The organism is Bradyrhizobium sp. Gha (assembly GCF_900113735.1).
In the GTDB taxonomy this organism is placed as follows: domain Bacteria; phylum Pseudomonadota; class Alphaproteobacteria; order Rhizobiales; family Xanthobacteraceae; genus Bradyrhizobium.
The window spans coordinates 73,929-96,475 of the sequence record NZ_FOQM01000015.1 but is presented as its reverse complement, the minus strand read 5'-3'; the positions used below and the strand labels follow the sequence as shown (position 1 = coordinate 96,475).

Below are 22,547 nucleotides of genomic sequence, written 5' to 3'. Positions count from 1 at the left end.
CCATCTGCAACCTTGAATCCATCCAGATCAAAACGATTCTAAACTTGAGTTTGAAACCGTTCTAAACTCAGGTTTGCAAGCGTTCTAAAGCTGAAGCCAATGTTTGCTCTCGCGATGCCGGTCTCGTGCGTCGCGATCGGCGTCAGTCGCTGATCGGCGGCTTCATCAGCGAGAACAATTCATCGACGGTGCGCTGCGCCGTCGCGCGCACATGATCGGAGTTCTCCATGCCTGCGATGTTGACGCCTTTGACGACGGCTTTGATCTCGTCGCGGAAGTCGGTGAGGAAGCGCAACGGATCGCGCTGCTCATTGGCGACACGCGCGATCAATCCCGTGATCAGAATCTGACACGCGATCAGCTTGCCGTTCAGCTCGTCCATCCCGCACTCCTGTTGTGGCGGCGCTGATATGAACGACGCTGATTTTACTGACAACCGAAACACCGCGTAGCCCGTTTAGAACCGTTCTCGCCACGGTCAGCCCTTCTCCTGCACAGAACGCATCACTCGCACCGCGCACTGCGCCTCACACCGCGCGCGAGCATTTCCCGTCCCTTGCACGCTCCTCGCTTGCGACACGAAATGCAGCGCTGCACGCTGCGTCGGCATCCGTTTGCCTACGGGGTGCAAAGCTTTCCAATTGTTTAGGATTCTCGCCTGATAGTGCTGTTTACACTGGAACTTGGCGTGTATTATACAAGCCGTTCTGGAACCCTTTGATAGCCCCGCAATTCGTTGTTTTGGGCATACAAGCCGATACGCTCACATATGAAAAAGTCACGGCCGATCCTGTGGATTGTCATCATCGCAGCCGTGGCCGGCGGCGGCTATTACGGCTGGCAGCGCTTCTCGGCCGCTGAGGCAGCGAAAGCCCAGGCCGCGCAAAAGGGTGCGCCGCGGGTCGCCGCCGTGCCCGTCAGCATTGCGCCGGTCCAGAAGGCCGACTTCCCGGTCTACCTGACCGGCCTCGGCACCGTGCAGGGCTTCAACACCGTACAAGTCCGGACCCGGGTCGATGGCCAGATCGACAAGATCGCCTTCACCGAAGGCCAAATGGTCAACCAGGGCGATCTCCTGGTGGAGATCGACCCGCGCCCGTTCCAGGCCGCCCTCGATCAGGCCAAGGCCAAGAAGTCGCAGGACGAGGCCAACCTCGCCAACGCCAATCTCGATCTTCAGCGCTATACCAAGCTCGGCGAATTCGCGACGCGGCAGCAGACCGATACGCAACGCTCGACTGTCGCCCAGCTGACCGCCCAGATCGCAGCCGACGAAGCCGCGATCGCCAACGCCCAGACCCAGCTCGACTACACCCAGGTCAAATCGCCGATCACCGGCGTCGCCGGCCTGCGCCAGGTCGACATCGGCAACATCGTCAATGCCTCGAGCCAGACCGGCATCGTCACCATCGCTCAGGTCGAGCCGATCACGGTGATCTTCACCGCGCCTGAAGATCAACTGCCTTATATCAGCGAGGGCCAGAAGTCCGGCGACCTCAAGGTGATCGCGTTCACCACCGACGGCAAGAAGACGCTGGCGGAAGGCAAGCTCGCAGTCATCAACAACCAGGTCGACACGACCAGCGGGACTATCAGGCTCAAGGCGGTGTTCGACAACAAGGAACACACGCTGTGGCCGGGACAATCGGTATCGACACGCCTTCTGGTGCGGACGCTGAAAGACGCGACCATCGTCCCCGATGACGCGGTTCAGCATTCGACCAACGGCCTCTACGCTTATACCGTCGGTCAGGACAACAAGGCCGAGGTTCACAAGATCAAGGTCAGCTACGCCATCGACGGGCGTTCGGTCGTCGATGAAGGATTGAGCCCCGGCCAGCAGGTGATCACCGGCGGTCAGTACAAAGTCCAGCCCGGAAGCGTCGTTTCGACGACCGTGGCGAGTTCGGATCCGGTCCAGAAAAACAAGGTTCAGCAGGAATGACCGAAGGCGGGATTTCGGCACCCTTCATCCGTTATCCCATCGGCACGTCGCTGCTGATGGCCGGCATCCTGTTTGTCGGCCTCGTGGCCTATCCACTGCTGCCGGTCGCGCCGCTGCCGCAGGTGGACTTCCCGACCATCCAGATCACGGCCAATTTGCCGGGCGGCAGCCCGGAGACGATGGCCTCGTCGGTCGCGCAGCCGCTGGAGCGCCAATTCGCCCAGATTCCCGGCATCGCGCAGATGACCTCGACGAGCTATCTGGGCACCGCCTCGATCACCATCCAGTTCGACCTCAACCGCAGCATCGACGGTGCGGCGAACGACGTGCAGGGCGCGATCAACGCCGCCAGCGGCCAGTTGCCGAAGAACCTGCCCTCGCCGCCGACCTATCGCAAGGTCAACCCCGCCGACGCGCCGATCCTGCTGCTCTCGGCGACATCGGACACGCTGCCGCTGACCAGCGTCAGCGACGCGGTCGACGCCCAGCTCGCCCAGCAGATCAGCCAGCTCTCCGGTGTGGCCCAGGTCTTCATCGGCGGCCAGCAGAAGCCGTCCGTGCGCGTCCAGGTCGATCCGGGCAAGCTCGTTGCCAAGGGTCTGTCGCTGGAAGACGTTCGCAGCGCGATCGGCATCACCACGGTCGACAGTCCCAAGGGCAATATCGACGGCGAGAAGCGCGCCTATACGATCTACGCCAACGATCAATTGCTGCAGTCCAAGGACTGGAACGACGTCATCATCGCCTATCGCAACGGTGGTCCATTGCGGATCAAGGACATCGGCCAGGCGGTCACCGGTCCTGAGGACGCCAAACAGGCGGCATGGGCCAACGGCAAGCGCGGCGTGTTCCTGGTCGTGTTCAAGCAGCCCGGCGCCAACGTCATCGAGACCGTCGACCGGATCAAGGCGACGCTGCCCCGGCTGGTCGCGGCGATCCCGCCCGCGATCAAGATCGAGCTGATCAGCGACCGCACCACGACGATCCGCGCCGCAGTCGAGGACGTCCAGTTCACGCTGCTGCTGACCATTTTCCTCGTGGTCATGGTGATCTTCGTCTTCCTGCGCAGCTTCTGGGCGACCGTGATTCCGGCCATCACGGTGCCGCTGGCGCTGCTGGGCGCCTGCGCGCTGATGTGGGTGTTCGGCTATTCGCTCGACAATCTGTCGCTGATGGCGCTCACGATCGCGGTCGGCTTCGTCGTCGACGACGCCATCGTGATGCTCGAGAACATCACGCGCTACATCGAGGAAGGCGAAAAGCCGCTCGCCGCCGCCTTCAGGGGCTCCAAGGAGATCGGCTTCACCATCATGTCGATCAGCATCTCGCTGGTCGCGGTGCTCATTCCGCTGCTGCTGATGGGCGGCATCATCGGCCGCCTGTTCCGCGAATTCGCGGTCGTGCTGGCGATGACGATCTTCGTCTCGATGTTCGTGTCGCTGACGCTGACGCCGATGATGGCCTCGCGCTTCCTGCGCGCACATGGGGAGGTGACCCATGGCAGATTTTACCAATGGAGCGAACGCGCCTTCGACGCGCTGCTGCGCGGCTATGAATACGGGCTCGACCATGCGCTGGCTTGGCGCCGCACCACGCTCACGATCTTCTTCGCGACGCTGGCGCTGTCGATTTACCTGTTCGTCCTGATCCCGAAAGGCTTCTTCCCGCAGCAGGACGTCGGCCTGATCACCGCGACCTCCGAGGCGTCGCAGGACATTTCCTTCAGGGAAATGGTCAACCGCCAGCAGGAACTCGGAAAGATCATCATGGCCGATCCCGACGTCGCCAGCGTCGCGATGGCGATCGGCGGCAGCGGTCGTGCCGGCAATAACGGCAATCTGTTCATCACCTTGAAGCCCCGCGACGAGCGGAACGCATCTGCGCAAGAGATCATCGCGCGGCTGCGTCCCAAGTTCGACAAGGTGCAAGGCGCCCGCCTCTACATGCAGGCGGCGCAGGACGTCCGGCTCGGCGGCCGACCGACGCGCACGCAGTTCGAGTTCACCCTGCAGGACGCCGATCTCGGCGAGCTCAATTCGTGGGCGCCGAAAATCCTCGCCAAGATGCAGACGCTGCCGCAGCTGCGCGACGTCGCGACCGACCAGCAGACCCAGGGCACCACGGTCCAGCTCAACATCAACCGCGACACCGCCTCGCGCTACGGCATCCAGCCGCAGCTGATCGACGACACGCTCTACGACGCATTCGGCCAGCGTCAGGTCGCGCAGTATTTCACCCAGCTCAACAGCTACCATGTGATCCTGGAAATCCTGCCGGAGATGCAGGGCAGCCTCGAGTCGCTGAACAAGCTCTATCTGAAGTCGCCCTTGACCGGCGACCAAGTGCCGCTGTCGACCTTCGCGAGCTGGACCACCGATCCGGTCCGCCCGCTCTCGATCAGCCATCAGGGCCAGTTTCCGGCGATCACCATCAGCTTCAACCTCGCGCCGGACGTCGCGCTTGGACAGGCCACCGTCGCTGTGCAGAAGGCGATGGCCGATCTCGGCGCGCCGGCGACGCTGAACTCCAGCTTCCAGGGCACGGCGCAGGCATTCCAGCAGTCGCTGGGCACCGTGCCGCTCCTGATTCTCGCGGCACTGGTCGTGGTCTATCTGATCCTCGGCATTCTCTACGAGAGCTACATCCATCCGATCACGATCCTGTCGACCCTACCCTCAGCCGGCGTCGGCGCGCTGCTGATCCTGATGGCAGCTGGATTCGACTTCAGCCTCATTGCCTTGATCGGAATCATTCTGCTGATCGGCATCGTGAAGAAGAACGGCATCATGATGGTCGATTTCGCCATCGCCGCCGAACGCGACGAGCACAAGACGCCGGAGGAATCGATCCGCCAGGCCGCGCTGCTGCGCTTCCGACCGATCATGATGACGACGATGGCAGCACTGCTCGGCGGCGTGCCGCTGATGCTCGGCCACGGCACCGGCGCCGAAATTCGCCAGCCGCTCGGCTATGCCATGGTCGGCGGCCTGATCGTCAGCCAGGCGCTGACGCTGTTCACCACGCCGGTCGTTTATCTCTACCTCGACAAGTTCTCGAACCTGTTCAAGGGCAACTCGGCCGAGGATGAAGGCCACGACGCGGCCGCGCACGGCACCGTCAAGGAAGCCGCCGAGTAAGCTTGCGTCGGGTCCGGCCCGACGCTACAGCCAAATCCTCGGTTCACGCCAACGCGGTCTTGCCATGCCCATGCAGTCCAGACTTGCCGCCCTCACCGCCGCTGCCCTGATGTCGACGGGCGCCGTGTATGCCCAGCAAGCCGCCAAGAAGAACGCTGCTCCGCCTGCCGCGGCCGCACAGCCTGCGGCCGCGCCGAACCAGCCGCAGGCCGAAGGCGCGCCGCCGCAGCCCGGCTGGATCGCGCGCTGCACCAGCGCGAGCCGCGATGCTCCTCTCGAATGCCCGATCGAGCAGAACGCCGTTCTCACCAAGACCGGCCAGACCATCGTGCTGATCAACATCCGCATCGCGCCCGACACCCGCACGCCGGTCGCGCTGCTCCAGCTGCCGCTCGGCCTCAACATCCCGGTCGGCGCGAAGCTCCAGGTCGACGAGGGCAAGACCATCGACCTCCAGATCCAGACCTGCGAGAATCGCGGTTGCTACGCCTCGACCCCGATCGCGCCGGACCTGCTTGCAAGCCTGAAGTCAGGCAAGCAATTGAAGGTCTCGTTCCAGAACATGGCGAAGGAAACGATCGCAATCCCGATGCCGCTGAATGATTTCGCGGCCGCCTACGACAAGATCAAGTAGTTCCGCACGTGCCGGTTGCTCGCAGCGGGGCGGCTTTCCGAGCCGCGCGGGCGGGGCTATCCTGCCGTCGGCGGGGCCAGACCTGAAGGTGGAACATGGGGCTCGAGAAGTCACGTCTCAATCGGCTTGGTCTCCCGGCCATCCTGTTTGGGATGCTCGGCGCCGCCGCGAGCGCGCAGACCCAACTGCAGCCGCTGACTGCGCCGGCGGTTGAGCCCACGGTGCATGACGCAAAGGTGCGGCCCCGCGACGACCTCACCGACGGCAAATTCTCGCAGACGCCAGATTCCGGCGCCTCGACGTCCACGTCAGACGTGAAGCGCATTCGCACGACGCGCGAACGCATCACCGATGGCTCCGCGCCCCCCCGCGGTCGCGCCACTGCAACCGCCGCCAGCGAAGCCGTAAGGCGGTTCAGCCTGCGTCGCTCGCCCGCAGCAGCGTGGTGAAGCCACCATAGATCATGCGCTTGCCGTCGAACGGCATGTCCGAGCCCTTGAGCCTCGGATCGGCCATCACCTTCTTGTTGACGGCATCGCGGGTCTCCCGGTCGCGGTAAACGATCCAGGAGAACACCACGATCTCGTCCTCACTCGCCATCACCGCCCGCGGAAAAGACGTGAGCTTGCCATGGGGCACGTCGTCGCCGATGCATTCGACATAATCGAGCGCGCCATGCTCCATCCACACCGCGCAGGCCGTCCGTGCCAGCGCCTTGTAGGCCTCGATCCTGTCCTTCGGCACGGCGAGCACGAAACCATCGACATAGGGCATTACGGATCTCCCAGGATTGTGTGTCCCTAGGACGATCGGCGGAGCGGCGATCCGACTGGCGATGGCGATATTCCGGTGAGGCAAGCCGCCGCGATCCCGCGGCAAGCGGCCCGATATCAGGTATTTCAGGAGTTCGGAAAGCGCCTGGAACTGGCTGGGGAACCTGGATTCGAACCAAGACAAACAGAGTCAGAGTCTGTTGTGCTACCGTTACACCATTCCCCAACGGAATAGTCGAACAAATTCAATATCTTACCGACTTGTCCGACTGCGGCCGGAAGCGCTATGGCGCAAATCACGGCTCAGGCGTGCAGCCTTCTACCTGCTCGTCCCCGGGCTGGCAAGCGCTGCGGTGGATGGATCACAGCCTCCTCCTCGATCACCTGCCGCGGCGCAGACGGCTAGAACGCGACCTCGTACATCCCAAGGATCGCATCCCGGCTCAGATCGCGCGGGTTGTTGTCGAGCAGGCGCCTGATGGCATACGCCTCGTCCGCCATCACGCCGAGATCGGCCTTGGGCACGCCGAGTGCCGATAGCCGCATCTCGACGCCGAGATTGTTGCAGAATGCGTAGGTCGCCTCGAACGCAAGCTTGGCATCTTTCTGCTCCGGCAGGCCGAGTGCCCCCAGCACCGCAAGCGTCTTCACCTCGACCGCGGGCATGTTGAACGCCAGCGTGTGCGGGAAGATCATCGCGCAGGCGAGACCATGGGCGATGTGATGACGCGTGCCGAGCGGATAGGCCACCGCATGACCAGCGGTGGTGTTCACCGGGCCCAGGCAATAGCCGCCATAGAGCGAGGCGAGCGACAGGCCCGCGCGGGCCTCGCGATCGCCGCCATCGGCCACCGCGCGCTTCAGATAACGCCCGACCAGCCGCGCCCCCTCGAGCGCGTAGAGGTCGATCGTCGGATGCGCCTTGCGGCTGGTGTAGGCCTCGACGCAATGCGCCAGCGCATCGACGCCGGTGGCCGCTGTGATTTCCTTCGGCACGCTCATCGTCAGGTCAGGGTCGATGATGGCGATGTCGGCCAGCATGAAGCGGCTCTGCACCGCCTGCTTGTTCTGGCTGACGGGATCAGTGACCAGCGCACGGGTGCCGGCTTCGCTGCCGGTGCCCGAGGTGGTCGGGATCTGCATCAGCGCGACGCTGCGGCCCGCGACCTTTTCTGGCCCGACGATGTCGGCAAAGGCGACATCACCCGTGCACATCACCGCAACCAGCTTGGCGAGATCCATCGCGCTGCCGCCACCGAAGCCGACCACGAGATCGGGCCTGGCTTCTTTCGCCATCGCCACCGCTTTCTCGAGATTGGGCAGATCGGGCTCGGGCTTGACCTCGCCGAAGACTTTCACGGCGCCCGGCAGCGCCAGCTTGTCGACGCGGCGCGCATTGAACGGGTCGGAGATCACCAGCGGACGCTTGGCGCCGATCCGTTCGGCAAAGCGCGCAGCCGCCGTGATCGTGCCGTTGCCGAACTCCAGGATGGTGGGGCGGAGAATTTCGATGGGCGTGAAGGCGTTGGTCATCTCAGGCTCGATCCCGTGAGTTGGAAACGCCGGTGGCGAGCCGCTCGGCATAGTCGATGGCCTCGATCAGGCTGTGCTCGTTGGCGATGCCCTTGCCGGCGATGTCGAAGGCGGTGCCGTGATCGACGGAGGTGCGGATGATCGGCAGGCCCAGCGTGATGTTGACGCCGGAGAGCTCCTGCCAGCGGCCGGTGGCGGGATCGACCTGGAAGCCGAGCAGCTTGACCGGAATGTGCCCCTGATCGTGATACATCGCGACCGCCGCATCGAACTGGCCGGCGCGCAGCTTGACGAAGATGGTGTCGCCCGGCACGGGACCGACCACGTCGAGGCCGTCGGCGACGGCCTCGGCAATCGTCGGCGCAGAGACGTCGATATCCTGCCGTCCGAACAGACCGCCCTCCCCGGCATGCGGGTTGAGCGCGGCGATCGCGATCTTCGGCTTGGCGATCCCGAGCCGCAGAAGCGCGTCGTTGGTGAGATCGATCACCAGGCGCAGCCGCTCCGGTGTCAGTCGCTTGGGCACGTCCTCCAGCGCGACGTGGGTCGAGACATGGCTGACGCGCATATTGCCGTGGGCGAGCAGCATCACCGAGCCGCGCACGCCGGTGAGATGCGCCAGCATCTCGGTATGTCCAGGGAAATGATAGCCGGCCTTGTTGAGCGCTTCCTTGTTGAGCGGCGCGGTGACGATCGCCGCGGTGCGGCCGGCCTGTGTCAGGCGTACCCCCTGCTCGATCGCCTTGTAGGCGAAGCGGCCGCCGTCGGCGCTCAGCACGCCCGGCTTGATCGGATCACCCTCGGCGTCGGCCTGCAGATAGCACAGGTTGGGCCAATCGCGGTCGTCGGCCGTGACTTGCGGGATTGCAACGTCCGCGCCGAGCGCGGCCTTCGCGCCGTGCAGCGCCGCGCCGCTGCCGATGATCAGCAGGCGAAGATCGTCTTTCGCGATCCGCTCCTTCAAGGCGAGGCAGGCCTTGACGATGATCTCCGGCCCGATCCCGGCGGGATCGCCCATGGTGATGGCAAGATGACGAGAGGTCATGATGGACCCTCCATGTTGAGCAATTGATTGTCTCGAAGCAGATCGCGCCACAGCTCGCGCGCGCCGAAGGCTCCGGATTTCGAGATGACGTCGACGCCGGCCCAGCGGCCACCTTGCAGCACCGAGCGCGGAAGGCCCGGCACGATGCGCCCTGTCACCTGAAGCGCATGCGCGCCGAGTGCAAGGCATGCGGCCTTCAGGGTCTCGCCCCCGGCAACGATCAGGGTTCCCGGAGGATCGAGCGCTGCGATCAGTTTGGTCAGTTCGTGCGTGATCCGTTGCGCAGCCTCCGCGCGCGACAGTCCTTCGGCAAGCGAGAACTTCACCAGCGCCACATCGTCTTCGGCCAATCTGCGTCGAACGGTTGCGCTGCCCTCACCCTCGGCGAGCGCGACAGTGGCCTTGCCACAGGCATCCAGCTGTGCCGCGGTGGCGGCCTGGTCCGAGCCAAACAGGCCCAGCACCGGCAGCTTCAACTTCGAATGCGCGTCCGACCGGTGGCCGCGCGCGAGCGCGCCGGCAAGCCCGCCGCTGCCGCACCACAGCACCGGCCCCGGCATCTGCCGCGCCATCTCGACGACGCGATCGAGGTCGAGGTCGCTCTCGGCATCGAACACCTGAACGCCGCCCTGCGACGACGTCTCGGAACTGCCCGGCCGCGCCTCGATGCCGCCCCGCTTCAATTGATCCAGCAGATTGTCGCCGACGCGATGCCAGGCGCCCGCCACGGTGCGCGCATATTGCTGGGCATCGACGGTGCGGCGGCCCTGATAGTTGAAGGCAGGCGCGACCACGCACGACGTCCAATGCCCGGTGCTCAGGCAGGCGCCGAGCTCGGCCGCCCAGGCGCCGCGAAGCAGGCTGTCGACTTTTTTATAGGCGATCTCTCCGTCGCGAAGCAGCGGCACCAATCGCCCGACGATCCCGACGCTTTCGGTTTTCGAACGCTCCCGGGTGCCGCTGTCGACCGCGAGGCTTGCAGAGCCGGACGGCGCAGGCGCATCTGCCCAGATCACGTCGAACGGCCCGCACAGACCGACGAACTCCGCCGCGGTGTCGAGCGCACCGGTGAGATCGTCGGCGATCATGCGGACGCGTGTCATCGACATGCCGATTCCGCTTTAAGCGGCTGAAGCGAATGCAGCGGCACTCGCGAGCAGCTCTTTCCGTTGCTCCGCCGGCAATGTTTCGAGCGGCGGCCGCAGGCGCTGCCAGCCGGCGTGACCGGTGCGCTCGGCCATCAGCGCCTTCAGGGACGGCATCTGTGCGAAGCGCGAGACCAGCTCGCGCGCCTTCACGATGCGCGCCTGCGCCGCCTTCAGCGCCGCATCGTCGTCGCTGTCGCGGAAATGCTTGAAGACATAGGCGAGATCGCGCGCGACGAGGTTCGAGGTCGCGGTGATGCAGCCGCCGCCGCCCTTGCGCAGCAACGGCAGTAGCAGCGGGTCGGCGCCCGTCAGCACCGAGAAGCCGGGGAAGCGCTCGACCATCGCGGTCATGTTGGCGAAGTCGCCAGAGGAGTCCTTGATGCCGACGATGGTCGACGGATAGGCCGCCCGCAACCGTTCGATCAGCGCATGCGAGATCGGCTGCATCGACATTTGCGGGATGTGATAGAGCACGATCTTGAGCTTGGCATCACCGATGCGCTGGATGATCTCGCTGTAGGCGGCATAGACGCCGTCGTCGCTGACGTTCTTGTAGTAGAACGGCGGCAGCATCACCACGGTGTCGACCCCGAGGGAGAGCGCGTGGCGGGTCAACGCGATGGTGTCGGTGAACGCAGCTACGCCGGTGCCCGGCAGCAGCTGGTTCGGCCTGATGCCGCCGGCGACCACGGCCTCGAGCAGCGCGGTGCGTTCGGCAACCGAGAAGGAGTTCGCTTCGCCGGTGGTGCCGAGCATCGCGATGGCATCGCAACCTTCGTCCAGGAGATAGCGGCAGTGCGCGATGAAGCGCGCATGATCGGGCGCGAGCTCGGCGTCGAGCGGTGTCAGCGCGGCGGAGAACACGCCAAGGGGGTGCACGGACTGTGGGTGCAAGGACTGGGGATGCAGCATAAAGCTTCCTCCGATCGGTCAGATCGATATTGTTCGGAATGCGAACATTTGTTACAATCTGTCCCGTTGGTAGGATCAGGCTGCCGCCGCGTCAAGGGCTGTGGCTGTCAGGCAGGGCATTCAGGCATGGCCAAGGTCGAAAAGAAGGCGGCAAAGCGCGCATCCGACGCGGCCCCAAAGACATCGGATACTAAAAATCCCAGGAACAATCCCAGGAACAATCCCAGGAACAATCCCAAGAACTATGTCGCTTCGGTCGGCAAGGCCTTTGCCGTGCTCAAGAGTTTCACCAGCGAGGCGTTCGAGCTGACGCTCAGTGAAGTTGCCGTCCGCGCCGATCTCGATCGCGGCACCGCGTTCCGGCTGATCCAGACCCTGATCGAGCTCGGCTATCTGCAGGCCGTGCCGCAGAGCCGCCGGTTCCGTCTCGGTGTCGCCTGCCTCGACCTCGGTTATACCGTGCTGTCGCACGGATCCTTGCGCACCATCGTCGAGCCGATGTTGCGCGACCTGGTGCCTGATGTCGGTGATGCGGCCTCGCTCGGCATCCTCGATGGCGGCGATGTCATCTATCTCGCGCGTGTCAGCGCGGGCCTCGACCGCTACAAGATGGATCGCCGGCCGGGCACGCGCATCCCCGCCTACAGCGCCGCGCTCGGCCATGCCATGCTGGCGCATCTTGAGCGCGACGAGCAGATCCAGCGGCTGGAGTCGCGCCCCCGCGTCAAGCTCTCGGAGCGGACGCTGACCGATCTCGATGCCTTGCTGACCCGGCTCGATCAGGTGAAGAAGAAAGGCCACGCCGTCTCCGACGGCGAGAACGCCTATGGCCTGCGTACACTGGCGACGCCGATCCTCGACGCGCAGGGATCCGTGATCGCGGGGCTGAGCGTCACGGTCGATGCAACACGTATGGATATGCCGACTTTTCGCGACCAGGCCCTGCCAAGGCTGACGCAGCTGACGCGCAAGGTGCAGGACATCACGATCAAGTCGGGCATGTCGAGCTGAGCGCTCGAGCCTGGTCCCGACGTCGGCTATTCCGGGACGAGCGTAGCAAGTCCCGATTCGATGATGGTGATTTCCTGGCTCACTTGCGCGACCGTCTGCTTGGGATCGACGCCAGTCACGGCCACCAATTGCCGCAACAGCTCCCGGCGATGCGTCAGAATATTCTCCAGCGCATCGCGATCGTTCAGCCTCACATAGCCCTCAACGATCAATTCGACGGAACGAGACATGGCACTCACAATTACAAAGCCGTTTTCTGATCGGTCGAAAATATCGCGCTGGCGTGCGACTGCGGGAATCAAGTCGCGTAAACCTTGACAGGTAAGATTAACGGCCGTGCAACGCATTGATTAAACAGCGATGCGATCGAAGTCGGCGGCAATCCGGACGTTCGGAAATATCCCGGCTGCTTCCGCCAGGATCTCGTCATCCTCATAGCGACCCGACAGATGCGTCAGCACAAGCTGCTTGACATCATTGCCAGCCGCGAACCGCGCCGCCTCGGCCGCGGTGAGATGGCCGTAGTCTCGTGCCATCGGCGCGTCCCGATCCAGAAACGTCGCCTCGATCACCAGCAGATCGGCATCCGTCACGTGCTTCGAGAGTCCTTCGGTGGTCTCGGTATCGCCGATGACGACCAGCTTCCTGCCGCCGCTGGGAGCGCCGAGGACCTCCTCGGGATCGATCGTTCGGCCGCCTTCAATCGTGACCGGCCGACCCGCGGCCAGTTCTCCGCGCATGGGGCCATCGGGCACGCCGAGTGCGGACAGTCGATCGGACAGAAGATGGCGCCGCGCGCGACTCTGGAATGAGAAGCCAAAACTGTCGGTGTCGCGATGGCGAACCGGAAAACAGTCGATGGTGAAGTCGCCGGCATCGGCGACCTGTCCTTCGGACAGCGGCGCGAACTCGATCGCGATCGGCGCCCGGCCCGCGCCCCAAAGGCCTGCAAGCAAGCGGATGACGACGTCGAGCGTTTCAGGCCCGCCATGAATGGTCATCAATTCGGAAGTCTGCCGCAGCCCCAGGGTCGAGAACAGGCCGGGGATACCGAGCACGTGATCGAGATGACCATGCGTGAGCAAAATGCGATCAAGCCGCCGAAAGCCGGCGCCACTCCGCAGCAGCTGGCGCTGCGTACCCTCGCCGCAATCGATCAGCATGCGTTTGCCCGCGACCTCCAGGAGGAGTGCTGGATGGTTGCGCTCTGCCGAGGGAACGCTGGCTGACGTGCCGAGAAATGTCAGGGCGAACATGCGTGACTCGTTTTCGAGGAGGCCGCTGAGCCCTAGCCTTGCTCCGACTGCGCCTCGACGGCCTGCACCGCGACATCGGCAACCTGCCGCAACGCTTCGCGATCCGAGCCTGACGAGGCCATCACGCCCATGCCGACCGAGACCGCTGAAATGTAGCGCGCGAGCGCGGCGGGATCCGACGTCGGCTTGAGATCACCTTCGGCCTTGGCGCGCACAAAGCGGTCGCGGAGCTGGTCTTCGTTCTGGGCACGGCGGGTGGCGAGCTCGAAGGGGACGTTTTCGGACCCGGTGCCGCAGGCGATGCCGCCTTGCACGAGCAGGCAGCCGGGCGGATTGGCGGGATCGGTCTGCTTTTCGGCGATGCCCTTCAGCATTCGCGCGGCGACCTCGCGGGCGGTGGGCGCCGCGACGACTTCGTCCATCCACGCAGCGCGCAGTTTGGTGTAGCGGTCGAGGGCAGCCTTCAGCAGGCCCTCCTTGTTGCCGAAACAGGCGTAGAGGCTTGGCGGGTTGATGCCCATGGCCTCCGTGAGCTGGGCAATCGTGGCGCCCTCATAGCCATGGCGCCAAAACACTTCCATAGCCTGGTCCAACGCGATGTCGGCGTCGAATTCGCGGGGGCGTCCCATGCCCATGTGCCTCTCTCCTCGGAATCGGCGGCTCGCCCCAACCTAACGCCACATTCTATCTGGTTGTTCTAGCTTTCTTTTCTCTTCCGCCTTCCGAGATTTGCGGCAAGCGGCTACAATTTTCTTAGTGAATGATACATAAGTATCTTGCGCTGCGATATCCAGCTCCACATCTGTAGTGAACATTACATATCTGGAGCGCGCAAATGCCCCCCTCCCCAAGCACCTCTCACCCCGGCCGTATTCGCAGCCTGCTCGGCGGCGTTGCTGTCGTGGGCGCCCTCGCCGTAGCCGGCACGATCGCGACCGGGCACTACCTCCGTTCAGCGCAAGCGACCGCAACGGCGGCCGCGGCTGAGCAGGCCGTCTCCGTGACCGTCGCGATGATCGAGCCGAAGCAGACGGTACTGTGGGATGATTTTTCCGGCCGGTTAGAGGCCATCGAGCGCGTCGAGCTACGTCCGCGTGTGGCGGGCGCGATCCTCTCCACCAACTTCACGGAGGGCGCGCTGGTGAAGGCGGGCGACGTCCTGTTCAAGATCGATCCAGCGCCCTACGAGGCCGAGGTCGACAAGGCCAACGCGCAGCTCGAAGCCGCGAAGGCGCGCGTGGTGTTCACGCAGAGCGAGCTCGACCGCGGCGCGCAGCTGGTCGGCAATGCCGTGGTCACGCGGCGCGACTACGACCAGCGCGACAACGCCAATCGCGAAGCCATCGCCAACGTCAAGGCGGCGGAAGCGACGCTCCAGACCGCAAAGCTCAATCTGGACTACACGGAGGTGCGCGCGCCCGTGGACGGCCGCGTCGGCAAGATCGAGGTCACCGTCGGCAATCTCGTCGCCGCAGGCACTGCTTCGCCAGTGCTCACGTCGCTGGTGTCGGTCAATCCGATCTACGCGTCGTTCGATGCTGACGAGGAGGTCGTGCTGCGGGCGCTGAACGCGATCGCAGACGGCACCGGCAAGCGCGGCAATCTCGACCAGATCCCCGTGGAGATGGCGACATCAGGCGGTCTCTCCGCCAAGGGCCACATCCAGCTGATCGACAACCAGGTCAACGGCCAGAGCGGCACCATCCGTGTGCGCGCGGTATTCCCCAACGACGACGGGCGTCTCATTCCCGGCCAGTTCGCTCGCGTGCGCATGGGCCAGCCGAAGCAGCAGACGCTCGTGATGATCGACGAGCGCGCGATCGGCACCGACCAGGACAAGAAGTTCGTGATGGCCGTCGGCGACGACAGTCGCGCGGTCTATCGGCCGATCACGCTCGGTGGCTCGGTCGACGGCCTTCGCATCGTGACGGCGGGCCTGAAGACCGGCGACCGCATCGTCGTCAATGGACTGCAGCGCGTGCGGCCCGGAGCCCTCCTCAAGACGGAGGTGGCGGCAATGGGCGCGCGCGGACAGCAGGCCTCCAACCACAGTAACCAGGACGTGGTGCAACGCTAGTTACGTTGCCGGGACACGCAACACGCGCCCGGAACGACGACTTAACGACCAAGACATCGCATCTCGATTCCGGGTTCGCGGGCAAAGCCCGCGTCCCGGTCAACGGGAGAGCTATCTCTCGCGCAGGCGCAAAACCATGAATCTCTCGAAGTTCTTCATCGATCGTCCGATTTTCGCCGGCGTGCTGTCGGTCCTGATCTTCCTCGCAGGGCTGATCTCGCTGTTCGCGATGCCGATCTCGGAATATCCCGACGTGGTGCCGCCCTCCGTCGTGGTGCGCGCGACCTATCCCGGGGCCAATCCCAAGGTCATCGCGGAGACCGTGGCTACTCCAATCGAGGAGCAGATCAACGGTGTCGAGAACATGCTGTACATGTCGAGCCAGGCGACGACCGATGGCGCGATGACGCTGACGGTGACGTTCCGGCTCGGCACCGACCCCGACAAGGCGACGCAGCTGGTGCAGAACCGCGTGCAACAGGCCGAGCCGCGTCTTCCGGCCGTGGTGCGTCAGCTCGGCATCATCACCAAGAAATCGTCGCCCGACCTCACCATGGTGGTGCATCTGTTGTCGCCGAACAACCGCTACGACATGACTTACTTGCGCAACTACGCGGTGCTCAACGTCAAGGACCGTCTCGCGCGGATCGACGGCGTCGGCGACGTTCAGCTCTACGGCGCCGGCGACTATTCGATGCGGGTCTGGGTCGATCCGCAGAAGGCGGCCGAGCACGGCCTGACGGCAAGCGACATCGTCAGGGCGATCCAGGCGCAGAACGTCGAGGCTGCGGCCGGCGTGGTCGGCTCGTCGCCGAACGTCAAAGGGATCGATCTACAACTGTCCGTCAATGCCGAGGGACGGCTCGGCAACGAAGAGCAGTTCGGCGACATCGTGGTCAAGACGGGCTCGAAGGGCGAAGTCGTGCGCTTGCGCGACGTCGCGCGTATCGAGCTCGGCGCATCCGAATATGGCCTGCGCTCGCTGCTCGACAACAAGCAGGCGGTGGCGATCCCGATCTTCCAGGCACCGGGCTCCAACGCGCTCGAAATTTCCGATCACGTCCGCGCCACCATGGCCGAGATCAAGAAGAACATGCCGGAGGGCGTGTCCTACCAGATCGTCTACGATCCCACCCAGTTCGTTCGCTCCTCGATCGAGGCCGTGATCCACACCCTGCTGGAGGCGATCGCGCTGGTGGTTCTGGTGGTGATCCTGTTCCTCCAGACCTGGCGCGCTTCGATCATCCCCCTGCTCGCTGTCCCCGTGTCGATCGTCGGCACCTTCGCGGTGATGCATCTGTTTGGCTTTTCCATCAACGCGCTCAGCCTGTTCGGCCTGGTGCTCGCCATCGGCATCGTGGTCGACGACGCCATCGTCGTGGTCGAGAACGTCGAGCGCAACATCGAGGGCGGGCTGTCGCCCCGCGACGCGACCTATCAGGCCATGCGCGAGGTGTCCGGGCCGATCATCGCGATCGCCATGGTGCTGATCGCGGTATTCGTGCCGCTCGCCTTCATTTCCGGTCTTACCGGTCAGTTCTACAAGCAGTTCGCGTTGACCATCGCGATCTCGACCGTGATCTCGGCCGTCAACTCGCTGACACTGTCGCCGGCCCTGTCGGCGCTGCTGCTCAAGGGCCACAACGAGCCGAAGGACCGGCCGACGATCGTCATGGAGAAGAGCCTCGGCTGGTTCTTCCGCCGCTTCAACCGTGCCTTCACCTACTCCTCCAACAGCTACAGCGGCACGGTCACCAAGGTGATCTCGGGCAAGGCTGCCGTGATGGGCCTCTACGTAGCGCTGGTCGGCCTCACCGCCTTCCTGTTCCAGCAGGTGCCTGGTGGATTCGTGCCCGGCCAGGACAAGCAATATCTTGTGGGATTCGCTCGCCTGCCCGACGGCGCCACGCTGGATCGCACGGAACAAGTGATCCGTAAGATGAGCGACATCGCACTGACCCAACCCGGTGTCGAAAGCTCGGTCGCGTTCCCCGGCCTGTCCATCTCCGGCTTCACCAACTCGTCCAACGCCGGCATCGTGTTCTCGACCCTGAAGCCGTTCGATGAGCGCAAGGGCCCGGCCCTGAGCGGCAATGCAATCGCCGCCGATCTCAACAAGAAGTACGCCGGCATTCAGGAAGCCTTCATCGCCATGTTCCCGCCGCCGCCGGTCAACGGCCTCGGCACCATCGGTGGCTTCAAGCTGCAGATCGAGGATCGCGCCGGTCTCGGCTACGAGGCCCTCAACGACGCGACGAAGGCGTTCATGGCGGCGATGCAGAAGGCGCCGGAGATCGCCGGCGTGTTCTCGAGCTTCCAGGTCAACGTGCCGCAGTTGTTCGCCGACATCGACCGCACCAAGGCGCTTCAGCTCGGCGTACCCGTGACCGAAGTCTTCAACACGCTCCAGATCTACCTCGGCTCCTACTACGTCAACGACTTCAACAAGTTTGGCCGGACCTACTCAGTCTATGTCCAGGCCGATGCGCCGTTCCGCGCCCGTGCCGACGACATCAGGCAGTTGAAAGTGCGCTCATCCTCCGGCGACATGGTGCCGCTATCGGCATTGCTCACGATCCGCCAGAGCGCGGGTCCGGAGCGCGCGATCCGCTACAACGGTTTTCTGTCGTCCGACATCAACGCGGCGGCCGCGCCGGGCTACTCGTCCGGCCAGGCGCAGGAAGCGGCGACGCGGATCGCGGCAGAGGTGCTGCCTCCAGGCTTTGCCTTCGAATGGACCGACCTGACCTATCAGGAGTTCATCGCCGGCAATTCCGGCCTCTGGGTGTTCCCGCTCGCGATCCTGCTGGTGTTCCTGGTGTTGGCCGCGCTCTATGAGAGCCTGACGCTCCCGCTCTCGATCATCATGATCGTGCCGATGGGGCTGCTGGCCGCCATGTTCGGCGTGTGGCTCTCGAAGGGTGACAACAACGTCTTCACCCAGATCGGCTTGATCGTGCTTGTCGGCCTCTCCGCCAAGAACGCGATCCTGATCGTCGAATTCGCGCGCGAGCTCGAATTCGCCGGGCGCACCCCGATCCGGGCTGCGATCGAGGCGAGCCGGCTGCGGCTGCGCCCGATCCTGATGACGTCGATGGCCTTCATCATGGGCGTCCTGCCGCTGGTGCTCTCGACCGGCGCCGGCTCCGAGATGCGCCGTGCGATGGGCGTCGCCGTGTTCTCGGGCATGATCGGCGTCACCGTGTTCGGCCTGTTCCTGACGCCGGTATTTTATGTGCTGCTGCGGACGATCACGGGCATGAAGCCGCTGGTCCATCACAGCAGCGACATCAGCGCGGCGGCGGCCCAGGGTTCGATCACCAGTCGCGGCCACTAGATGGCGGCGCGCGCGGAATCTGCATCTCGATGCCGTCGTCGTTGTCATCCGCAAGATCAAACGTCAGGCGCTCGGCTTCCCCAGAGTCAACGTCAACAATGCGAAGTGCCCTAGGCGCGCCGCGGCACGATCGCGATCGGAGTGAACGTGTAAACCTCCTCGCCGTTCTGGTTGAACATCGTCCATTTCACCAAGGCGATGCCCTGCGGCTTCGACTTCGATGGCGTCAGGCTCATGACCTCGCCGACCAGATGCAGCCGGTCATTCGGCCGTACCGGGATGGTCCAGCGCAACCCATCAACGCCGGCACCGATCAGGGGGTGTGGCCCGAAGGGACGGGTCTGGACCGCGAGGTTCATGGCGATCGCCGCGGTGTGCCATCCTGATGCAGCCAGGCCCTTGAACAGGGTCGCCTTGGCGGCTTCGTCATCGAGATGCATCGGTTGCGGGTCGAACTCGGCCGCAAACCGCTTGATGTCGGCTTCACTGACCTCGACCTCCGGGGATTTGAAACGCATGCCGATGGTGAGATCGTCGAACCAAGCGACCTGTGCCATGATTTTGCCTCGAAATGCGATGCGCCGCGCGCGATAGGCGCAGCGAAAATAGGGGTTGGTGGCCCGGATGTAGCGGTTTGGCCGCCGCTCCGGGGCCAGACCTGCTTCCTCGCGAAACCTCTTTCCCAAACCGACGAAACACGCCTGAAACAGATGCCCGCTTAAGTGATCGTCAAAATCATACAGGGACGTGCGTCATGCAGTTCATCCTCGACCTGATCAGGGAATATGCTTGTTGCCAGCATCTCGTCGCCCAGCCACTCAGGAGCGACGAGCTATGATCGAACTGATCTCAGCCCTCCTCGCCCTGTGCAGCATCGGCGTATTTGCGGCGCACGCGCTGGACGCCTACCGCACCACGCACCTCTGATCGACCGCGCCGGCAGCTCCGACCACTAGAACGGCCGCCGGTAAAAGTGCTCTGAATGCGTTGCCGGTGGGAACCGGTTGGCGAGCGCCAGCGCTCCCTTCTCGTCGGTCTCGAGCGCGATCTTCTGGGCCAGCATCACATCGCCCGGCACGAGGAAGCCTGACGGCACGAAGCACCACCCCATCGTCGCAATCCCGGCCTCATCGACCTCGTGGACGTTGGCGGCGGTGCCGTAGTGAATGCGATAGCGCTTGCCGCTGTCGGAGCCGATCACGTCAAAATGCCGGTGCTGCTCGAATTGGGCACGCTGCTCTTCGGACAGCCATTCGGACAATAGCCGCCTTCCCCGCGCCTCAGGCGTGTTCTCGCCAAAGAAGCGGCGGTAGAGCTCGCGGAGCGCGTGCAGACGCGCTCGCGCGGGCGCGCCGAGCCTGAAGACCGCGATCATCGGCCGTTCAGATCAACCGCCGACCAGGCGGGGATAGAACAGCGTTTCCTGCGCGGTCGGGTCGAACGATTTGATACGCGTGACTTCGCCCGGCCCGGTCCGATACGCCGCGGTAAAGCCCGCGCCGGTCAACTCCCGAAAGCGCTGTTCGGCCCGCGCCAACGCTTCAGCATTTTCGGGATCAAACTCGTGGCGTGTATCGCCGGTCTGGTCCATCACGATCTGGGTAGCCATGTTGAGTTCTCCTCATGCCCAGCCCTGAACTTGATCTAAGCAAACCTCGTGCTGTCGGTTCCTGAAAGCAACAACTTTCTCTCTCAAGCAGGTCACGCCTTGCGGAGTACCCTCAACGGGCTGCTGCCGCTCCGCCACCCCCGTCGATCTGCCGGCCCATCAGCGCGATGGCCTTCTGGTAGACGCCGGCCGCATTCCAGGCCTGGATGGCGGCAAAATTCGGTTCGCCCGGCTGGTAACCGGCTCCCGCGCGCCAGCCATTGGCTTTCAGGAAATTCGCGGTCGAGCTCAGCGCGTTGGCGGCGACGTCGAGATTGCCGGTGCCGTAGGCCAGGATGTTCTTGGGCATGAACTGGGTCTGGCCGACTTCGCCATGCATGGAGCCGCGGGTCGCCCCGGACAGCACGCCGCGGTCGACCAGCTTCAGCGCCGCATAGAGCTGCTCGGTGAAGAACTCAGGACGACGGCAGTCATAGGCGAGTGTCGCAATCGACGAGAGCATGTTCTGGTTGCCCCGCTGGCTGCCGAATCCGGTCTCCATGCCCCAGATCGCGATCAACGGTCCCGGCGGCACGCCGTAGCGCTGCTCGATCGAGGCGAACATCGCCGCCTGCGACTGCTTCAGCGACCGGCCGCGCGCCACGATGGTGGTGGCGCCGCGCTTGGCCAGAAACTGCTCGAGGGAGAGTGAAAAACTGTGCTGGCTGCGATCAGCATTGATGGTGGCGCTGGCGTAATTGGTCTGCATCAGGGCCGAGATCGCGGTCTGGCCGATGCCCTTGCCCCGCGCCTCAGCGCTGAACTCACGCTTCCAGGCCTCGAAGCCGCCGGGCCCGTTGCCGCATTGCGCGGCCTGAGCGGCGGGCATCAGGGACAACAGCAGCGCGGCCGCGCCGATCATCGCCGTCGCAACGGTCTTGCCCTCAGTCATTCCTGCGTTCCCTTCCCTCGACTTTGCGCGCCCGGCCCGCGCGCGGGCATGATCCTACGTCAGGCGTATCAGCTCAAGCCCCGATGAGTGCAATCAATGCAAGCAATGCACTTGACATGATCAAACCTTAGCGTCCGCCATCGGTCCCGAGCAGGAAATCCACCATGATGCCTTGGTGCTGCCCGTACATGTCGGTGCCGGTCGCGGTGACGCAGCCCAGCTTGCGGGCTGCTGCGATGAAGGGCGAAATTTCTGGCCTCGTGATGACGCAGCCGCAATAGGCCGACGTCGCCAGCCGCGAGGTATCGACCGGCAGCGGATCGCCATCCCTCATTCCGGCCGGCGTCGCATTGGCGACGAAATCGAAGCCGGAGGGATCGATGGTGCCTGCCCGCACGCGCGCCTTGCCGAGCTCATTGAGCCGATCGACGAGGGCATCCCGCCGCTCGGCCGAACTGTCATGAATGGCAAGCTCACTCACCCCGGCCTCGACCAGGGCGAGCGCGATGGCCGAGCCCGCCCCGCCCGCACCGACGAGAAGCGCCCGCATCCCCTTTGGATCGATCCCCTTCGCCCGCGCGGCACCGACGAAACCAAGGCCATCCACCATGTCGCCATGCCACGCCCCATCGGCGCGCCGGCGCATCAGGTTGACGGTGCGCAGGAAGTGCGCGCGGTCGGTCGCACTGGCGCAGGCCTGGTAGCAGGCGAATTTGTGCGGGATCGTCACCACGATGCCGTCGAGATTCTTCAAGCGCGTCGCGACCGGGAGGAAACCGGTCAGATCGCTGGTCGCGACCTGAACAGGCACCAGAATGCCATCATGGCCGCGGGCTAAGAACTCCGCGGAAACACCGGCGGGCGAGCGCACCTGCGCAATGGGATCGCCGATGATGACGTAGAGCCGCGTCGCCCCCGTAGGGGCCGGGATCATGCCGCTCATGCCTGAACCGGATAGCTGTCGCTCGTCGCGTCAGCCCCATAGGTCAATTCCAACCCCTCCAGGTCGCCGTCACCAACTCTGCCGGCTGCACCGGTCATGTGTCTTTCCGCTGACATCAATCTCCTTCACGGCGGCACTGCTTCGGCCTGCAATCTGCGCCAGTTAGCCCTGATAAAGTGGCGCAGGCAATCGCGTCCACCGCTTTTTGCGTGGACGTCGCGCGACGTTCCGCTACCTTGCCAGCAAGCGCGAACGC

The 22,547-nt window shown here is 64.3% G+C and carries 21 protein-coding genes and 1 tRNA gene; 7 read left to right on the top strand and 15 right to left on the bottom strand.

Annotation, left to right across the window (positions count from 1 at the left end):
• Positions 1-142: 142 nt before the first annotated feature.
• Entirely contained in the window at positions 143-382 is a 240-nt protein-coding gene (locus BM222_RS19360; protein WP_092230377.1) for a hypothetical protein, read from the bottom strand.
• Positions 383-769: 387 nt separating this feature from the next.
• Here BM222_RS19360 and BM222_RS19355 point away from each other — a divergent pair, with 387 nt between their 5' ends.
• The 4 genes from BM222_RS19355 (at position 770) to BM222_RS19340 (ending at position 6,165) form a co-directional block, all read left to right on the top strand.
• Positions 770-1,945 (top strand): efflux RND transporter periplasmic adaptor subunit, encoded by a 1,176-nt coding sequence (locus tag BM222_RS19355; RefSeq protein ID WP_092230375.1) that lies wholly within the window; start codon positions 770-772, stop codon positions 1,943-1,945.
• Positions 1,942-5,082: a multidrug efflux RND transporter permease subunit gene (locus BM222_RS19350; protein WP_092230373.1), complete on the top strand. Its 3,141-nt coding sequence runs from the start codon at positions 1,942-1,944 to the stop codon at positions 5,080-5,082. The genes BM222_RS19355 and BM222_RS19350 overlap by 4 nt, the downstream gene beginning before the upstream one ends.
• A 64-nt stretch (positions 5,083-5,146) precedes the next feature.
• A complete protein-coding gene (locus tag BM222_RS19345; protein ID WP_177243321.1) occupies positions 5,147-5,716 on the top strand; it encodes an invasion associated locus B family protein in 570 nt (189 codons plus the stop codon).
• A gap of 95 nt (positions 5,717-5,811) precedes the next feature.
• Positions 5,812-6,165 (top strand): hypothetical protein, encoded by a 354-nt coding sequence (locus BM222_RS19340; protein ID WP_092230369.1) that lies wholly within the window; start codon positions 5,812-5,814, stop codon positions 6,163-6,165.
• Here BM222_RS19340 and BM222_RS19335 read toward each other — a convergent pair.
• The 6 genes from BM222_RS19335 to BM222_RS19310 all read right to left on the bottom strand — a co-directional run bounded on the left by BM222_RS19335 (position 6,131) and on the right by BM222_RS19310 (position 11,127).
• Complete coding sequence (locus BM222_RS19335; protein WP_092230367.1) at positions 6,131-6,490, bottom strand: DUF1428 domain-containing protein; 360 nt, start codon at positions 6,488-6,490, stop codon at positions 6,131-6,133. The genes BM222_RS19340 and BM222_RS19335 overlap by 35 nt on opposite strands.
• 151 nt (positions 6,491-6,641) lie before the next feature.
• Positions 6,642-6,715 (bottom strand) — tRNA-Gln (locus BM222_RS19330).
• A gap of 176 nt (positions 6,716-6,891) precedes the next feature.
• Positions 6,892-8,022, bottom strand: coding sequence for an iron-containing alcohol dehydrogenase (locus BM222_RS19325; protein WP_244547186.1), 1,131 nt, complete (start codon positions 8,020-8,022; stop codon positions 6,892-6,894).
• 1 nt (position 8,023) lies between these two features.
• Complete coding sequence (gene pdxA / locus BM222_RS19320) at positions 8,024-9,067, bottom strand: 4-hydroxythreonine-4-phosphate dehydrogenase PdxA (protein WP_092230363.1); 1,044 nt, start codon at positions 9,065-9,067, stop codon at positions 8,024-8,026.
• The gene (locus BM222_RS19315) at positions 9,064-10,170 is read right to left on the bottom strand and encodes a four-carbon acid sugar kinase family protein (protein ID WP_092230542.1); all 1,107 of its coding nucleotides are present in this window, start codon (positions 10,168-10,170) and stop codon (positions 9,064-9,066) included. The genes pdxA and BM222_RS19315 overlap by 4 nt, the downstream gene beginning before the upstream one ends.
• Positions 10,171-10,188: 18 nt before the next feature.
• Entirely contained in the window at positions 10,189-11,127 is a 939-nt protein-coding gene (locus BM222_RS19310; RefSeq protein ID WP_177243320.1) for a dihydrodipicolinate synthase family protein, read from the bottom strand.
• Positions 11,128-11,253: 126 nt separating this feature from the next.
• On the opposite strand from BM222_RS19310, the gene BM222_RS19305 reads away from it, so the two are divergent.
• A complete protein-coding gene (locus BM222_RS19305; protein WP_092230359.1) occupies positions 11,254-12,138 on the top strand; it encodes an IclR family transcriptional regulator in 885 nt (294 codons plus the stop codon).
• Positions 12,139-12,164: 26 nt separating this feature from the next.
• Here BM222_RS19305 and BM222_RS19300 read toward each other — a convergent pair whose 3' ends face one another.
• The 3 genes from BM222_RS19300 to BM222_RS19290 are packed head-to-tail and all read right to left on the bottom strand — an operon-like array spanning position 12,165 to position 14,029.
• Positions 12,165-12,440 (bottom strand): hypothetical protein, encoded by a 276-nt coding sequence (locus tag BM222_RS19300; RefSeq protein ID WP_244547185.1) that lies wholly within the window; start codon positions 12,438-12,440, stop codon positions 12,165-12,167.
• A 48-nt stretch (positions 12,441-12,488) separates the two neighbouring features.
• On the bottom strand, positions 12,489-13,394 hold the full coding sequence (rnz, locus tag BM222_RS19295) for a ribonuclease Z (protein ID WP_092230355.1): 906 nt from the start codon (positions 13,392-13,394) through the stop codon (positions 12,489-12,491).
• 32 nt (positions 13,395-13,426) lie between these two features.
• On the bottom strand, positions 13,427-14,029 hold the full coding sequence (locus BM222_RS19290; protein WP_092230353.1) for a TetR/AcrR family transcriptional regulator: 603 nt from the start codon (positions 14,027-14,029) through the stop codon (positions 13,427-13,429).
• 200 nt (positions 14,030-14,229) lie between these two features.
• Between BM222_RS19290 and BM222_RS19285 the strand changes: the two genes are divergently transcribed.
• Positions 14,230-15,471 (top strand): efflux RND transporter periplasmic adaptor subunit, encoded by a 1,242-nt coding sequence (locus BM222_RS19285; protein ID WP_092230351.1) that lies wholly within the window; start codon positions 14,230-14,232, stop codon positions 15,469-15,471.
• A gap of 136 nt (positions 15,472-15,607) precedes the next feature.
• The gene (locus tag BM222_RS19280; protein ID WP_092230350.1) at positions 15,608-18,808 is read left to right on the top strand and encodes an efflux RND transporter permease subunit; all 3,201 of its coding nucleotides are present in this window, start codon (positions 15,608-15,610) and stop codon (positions 18,806-18,808) included.
• 110 nt (positions 18,809-18,918) lie between these two features.
• On the opposite strand, the gene BM222_RS19275 is transcribed toward BM222_RS19280, so the two are convergent.
• The 5 genes from BM222_RS19275 to BM222_RS19255 form a co-directional block, all read right to left on the bottom strand.
• Complete coding sequence (locus BM222_RS19275) at positions 18,919-19,365, bottom strand: MaoC family dehydratase (protein WP_092230539.1); 447 nt, start codon at positions 19,363-19,365, stop codon at positions 18,919-18,921.
• Positions 19,366-19,760: 395 nt separating this feature from the next.
• Positions 19,761-20,183 carry a hypothetical protein gene (locus BM222_RS19270; protein WP_092230348.1) on the bottom strand — a complete coding sequence of 141 codons (423 nt, stop codon included), beginning with the start codon at positions 20,181-20,183 and terminating at the stop codon, positions 19,761-19,763.
• A gap of 12 nt (positions 20,184-20,195) precedes the next feature.
• Positions 20,196-20,417, bottom strand: a complete 222-nt coding sequence (locus BM222_RS19265) for a hypothetical protein (RefSeq protein WP_092230347.1) — start codon at positions 20,415-20,417, stop codon at positions 20,196-20,198.
• A gap of 112 nt (positions 20,418-20,529) precedes the next feature.
• Positions 20,530-21,348 carry a lytic murein transglycosylase gene (locus tag BM222_RS19260; protein ID WP_092230345.1) on the bottom strand — a complete coding sequence of 273 codons (819 nt, stop codon included), beginning with the start codon at positions 21,346-21,348 and terminating at the stop codon, positions 20,530-20,532.
• A 127-nt stretch (positions 21,349-21,475) separates the two neighbouring features.
• On the bottom strand, positions 21,476-22,282 hold the full coding sequence (locus BM222_RS19255) for a shikimate dehydrogenase family protein (protein ID WP_092230536.1): 807 nt from the start codon (positions 22,280-22,282) through the stop codon (positions 21,476-21,478).
• Positions 22,283-22,547 lie beyond the last annotated feature (265 nt).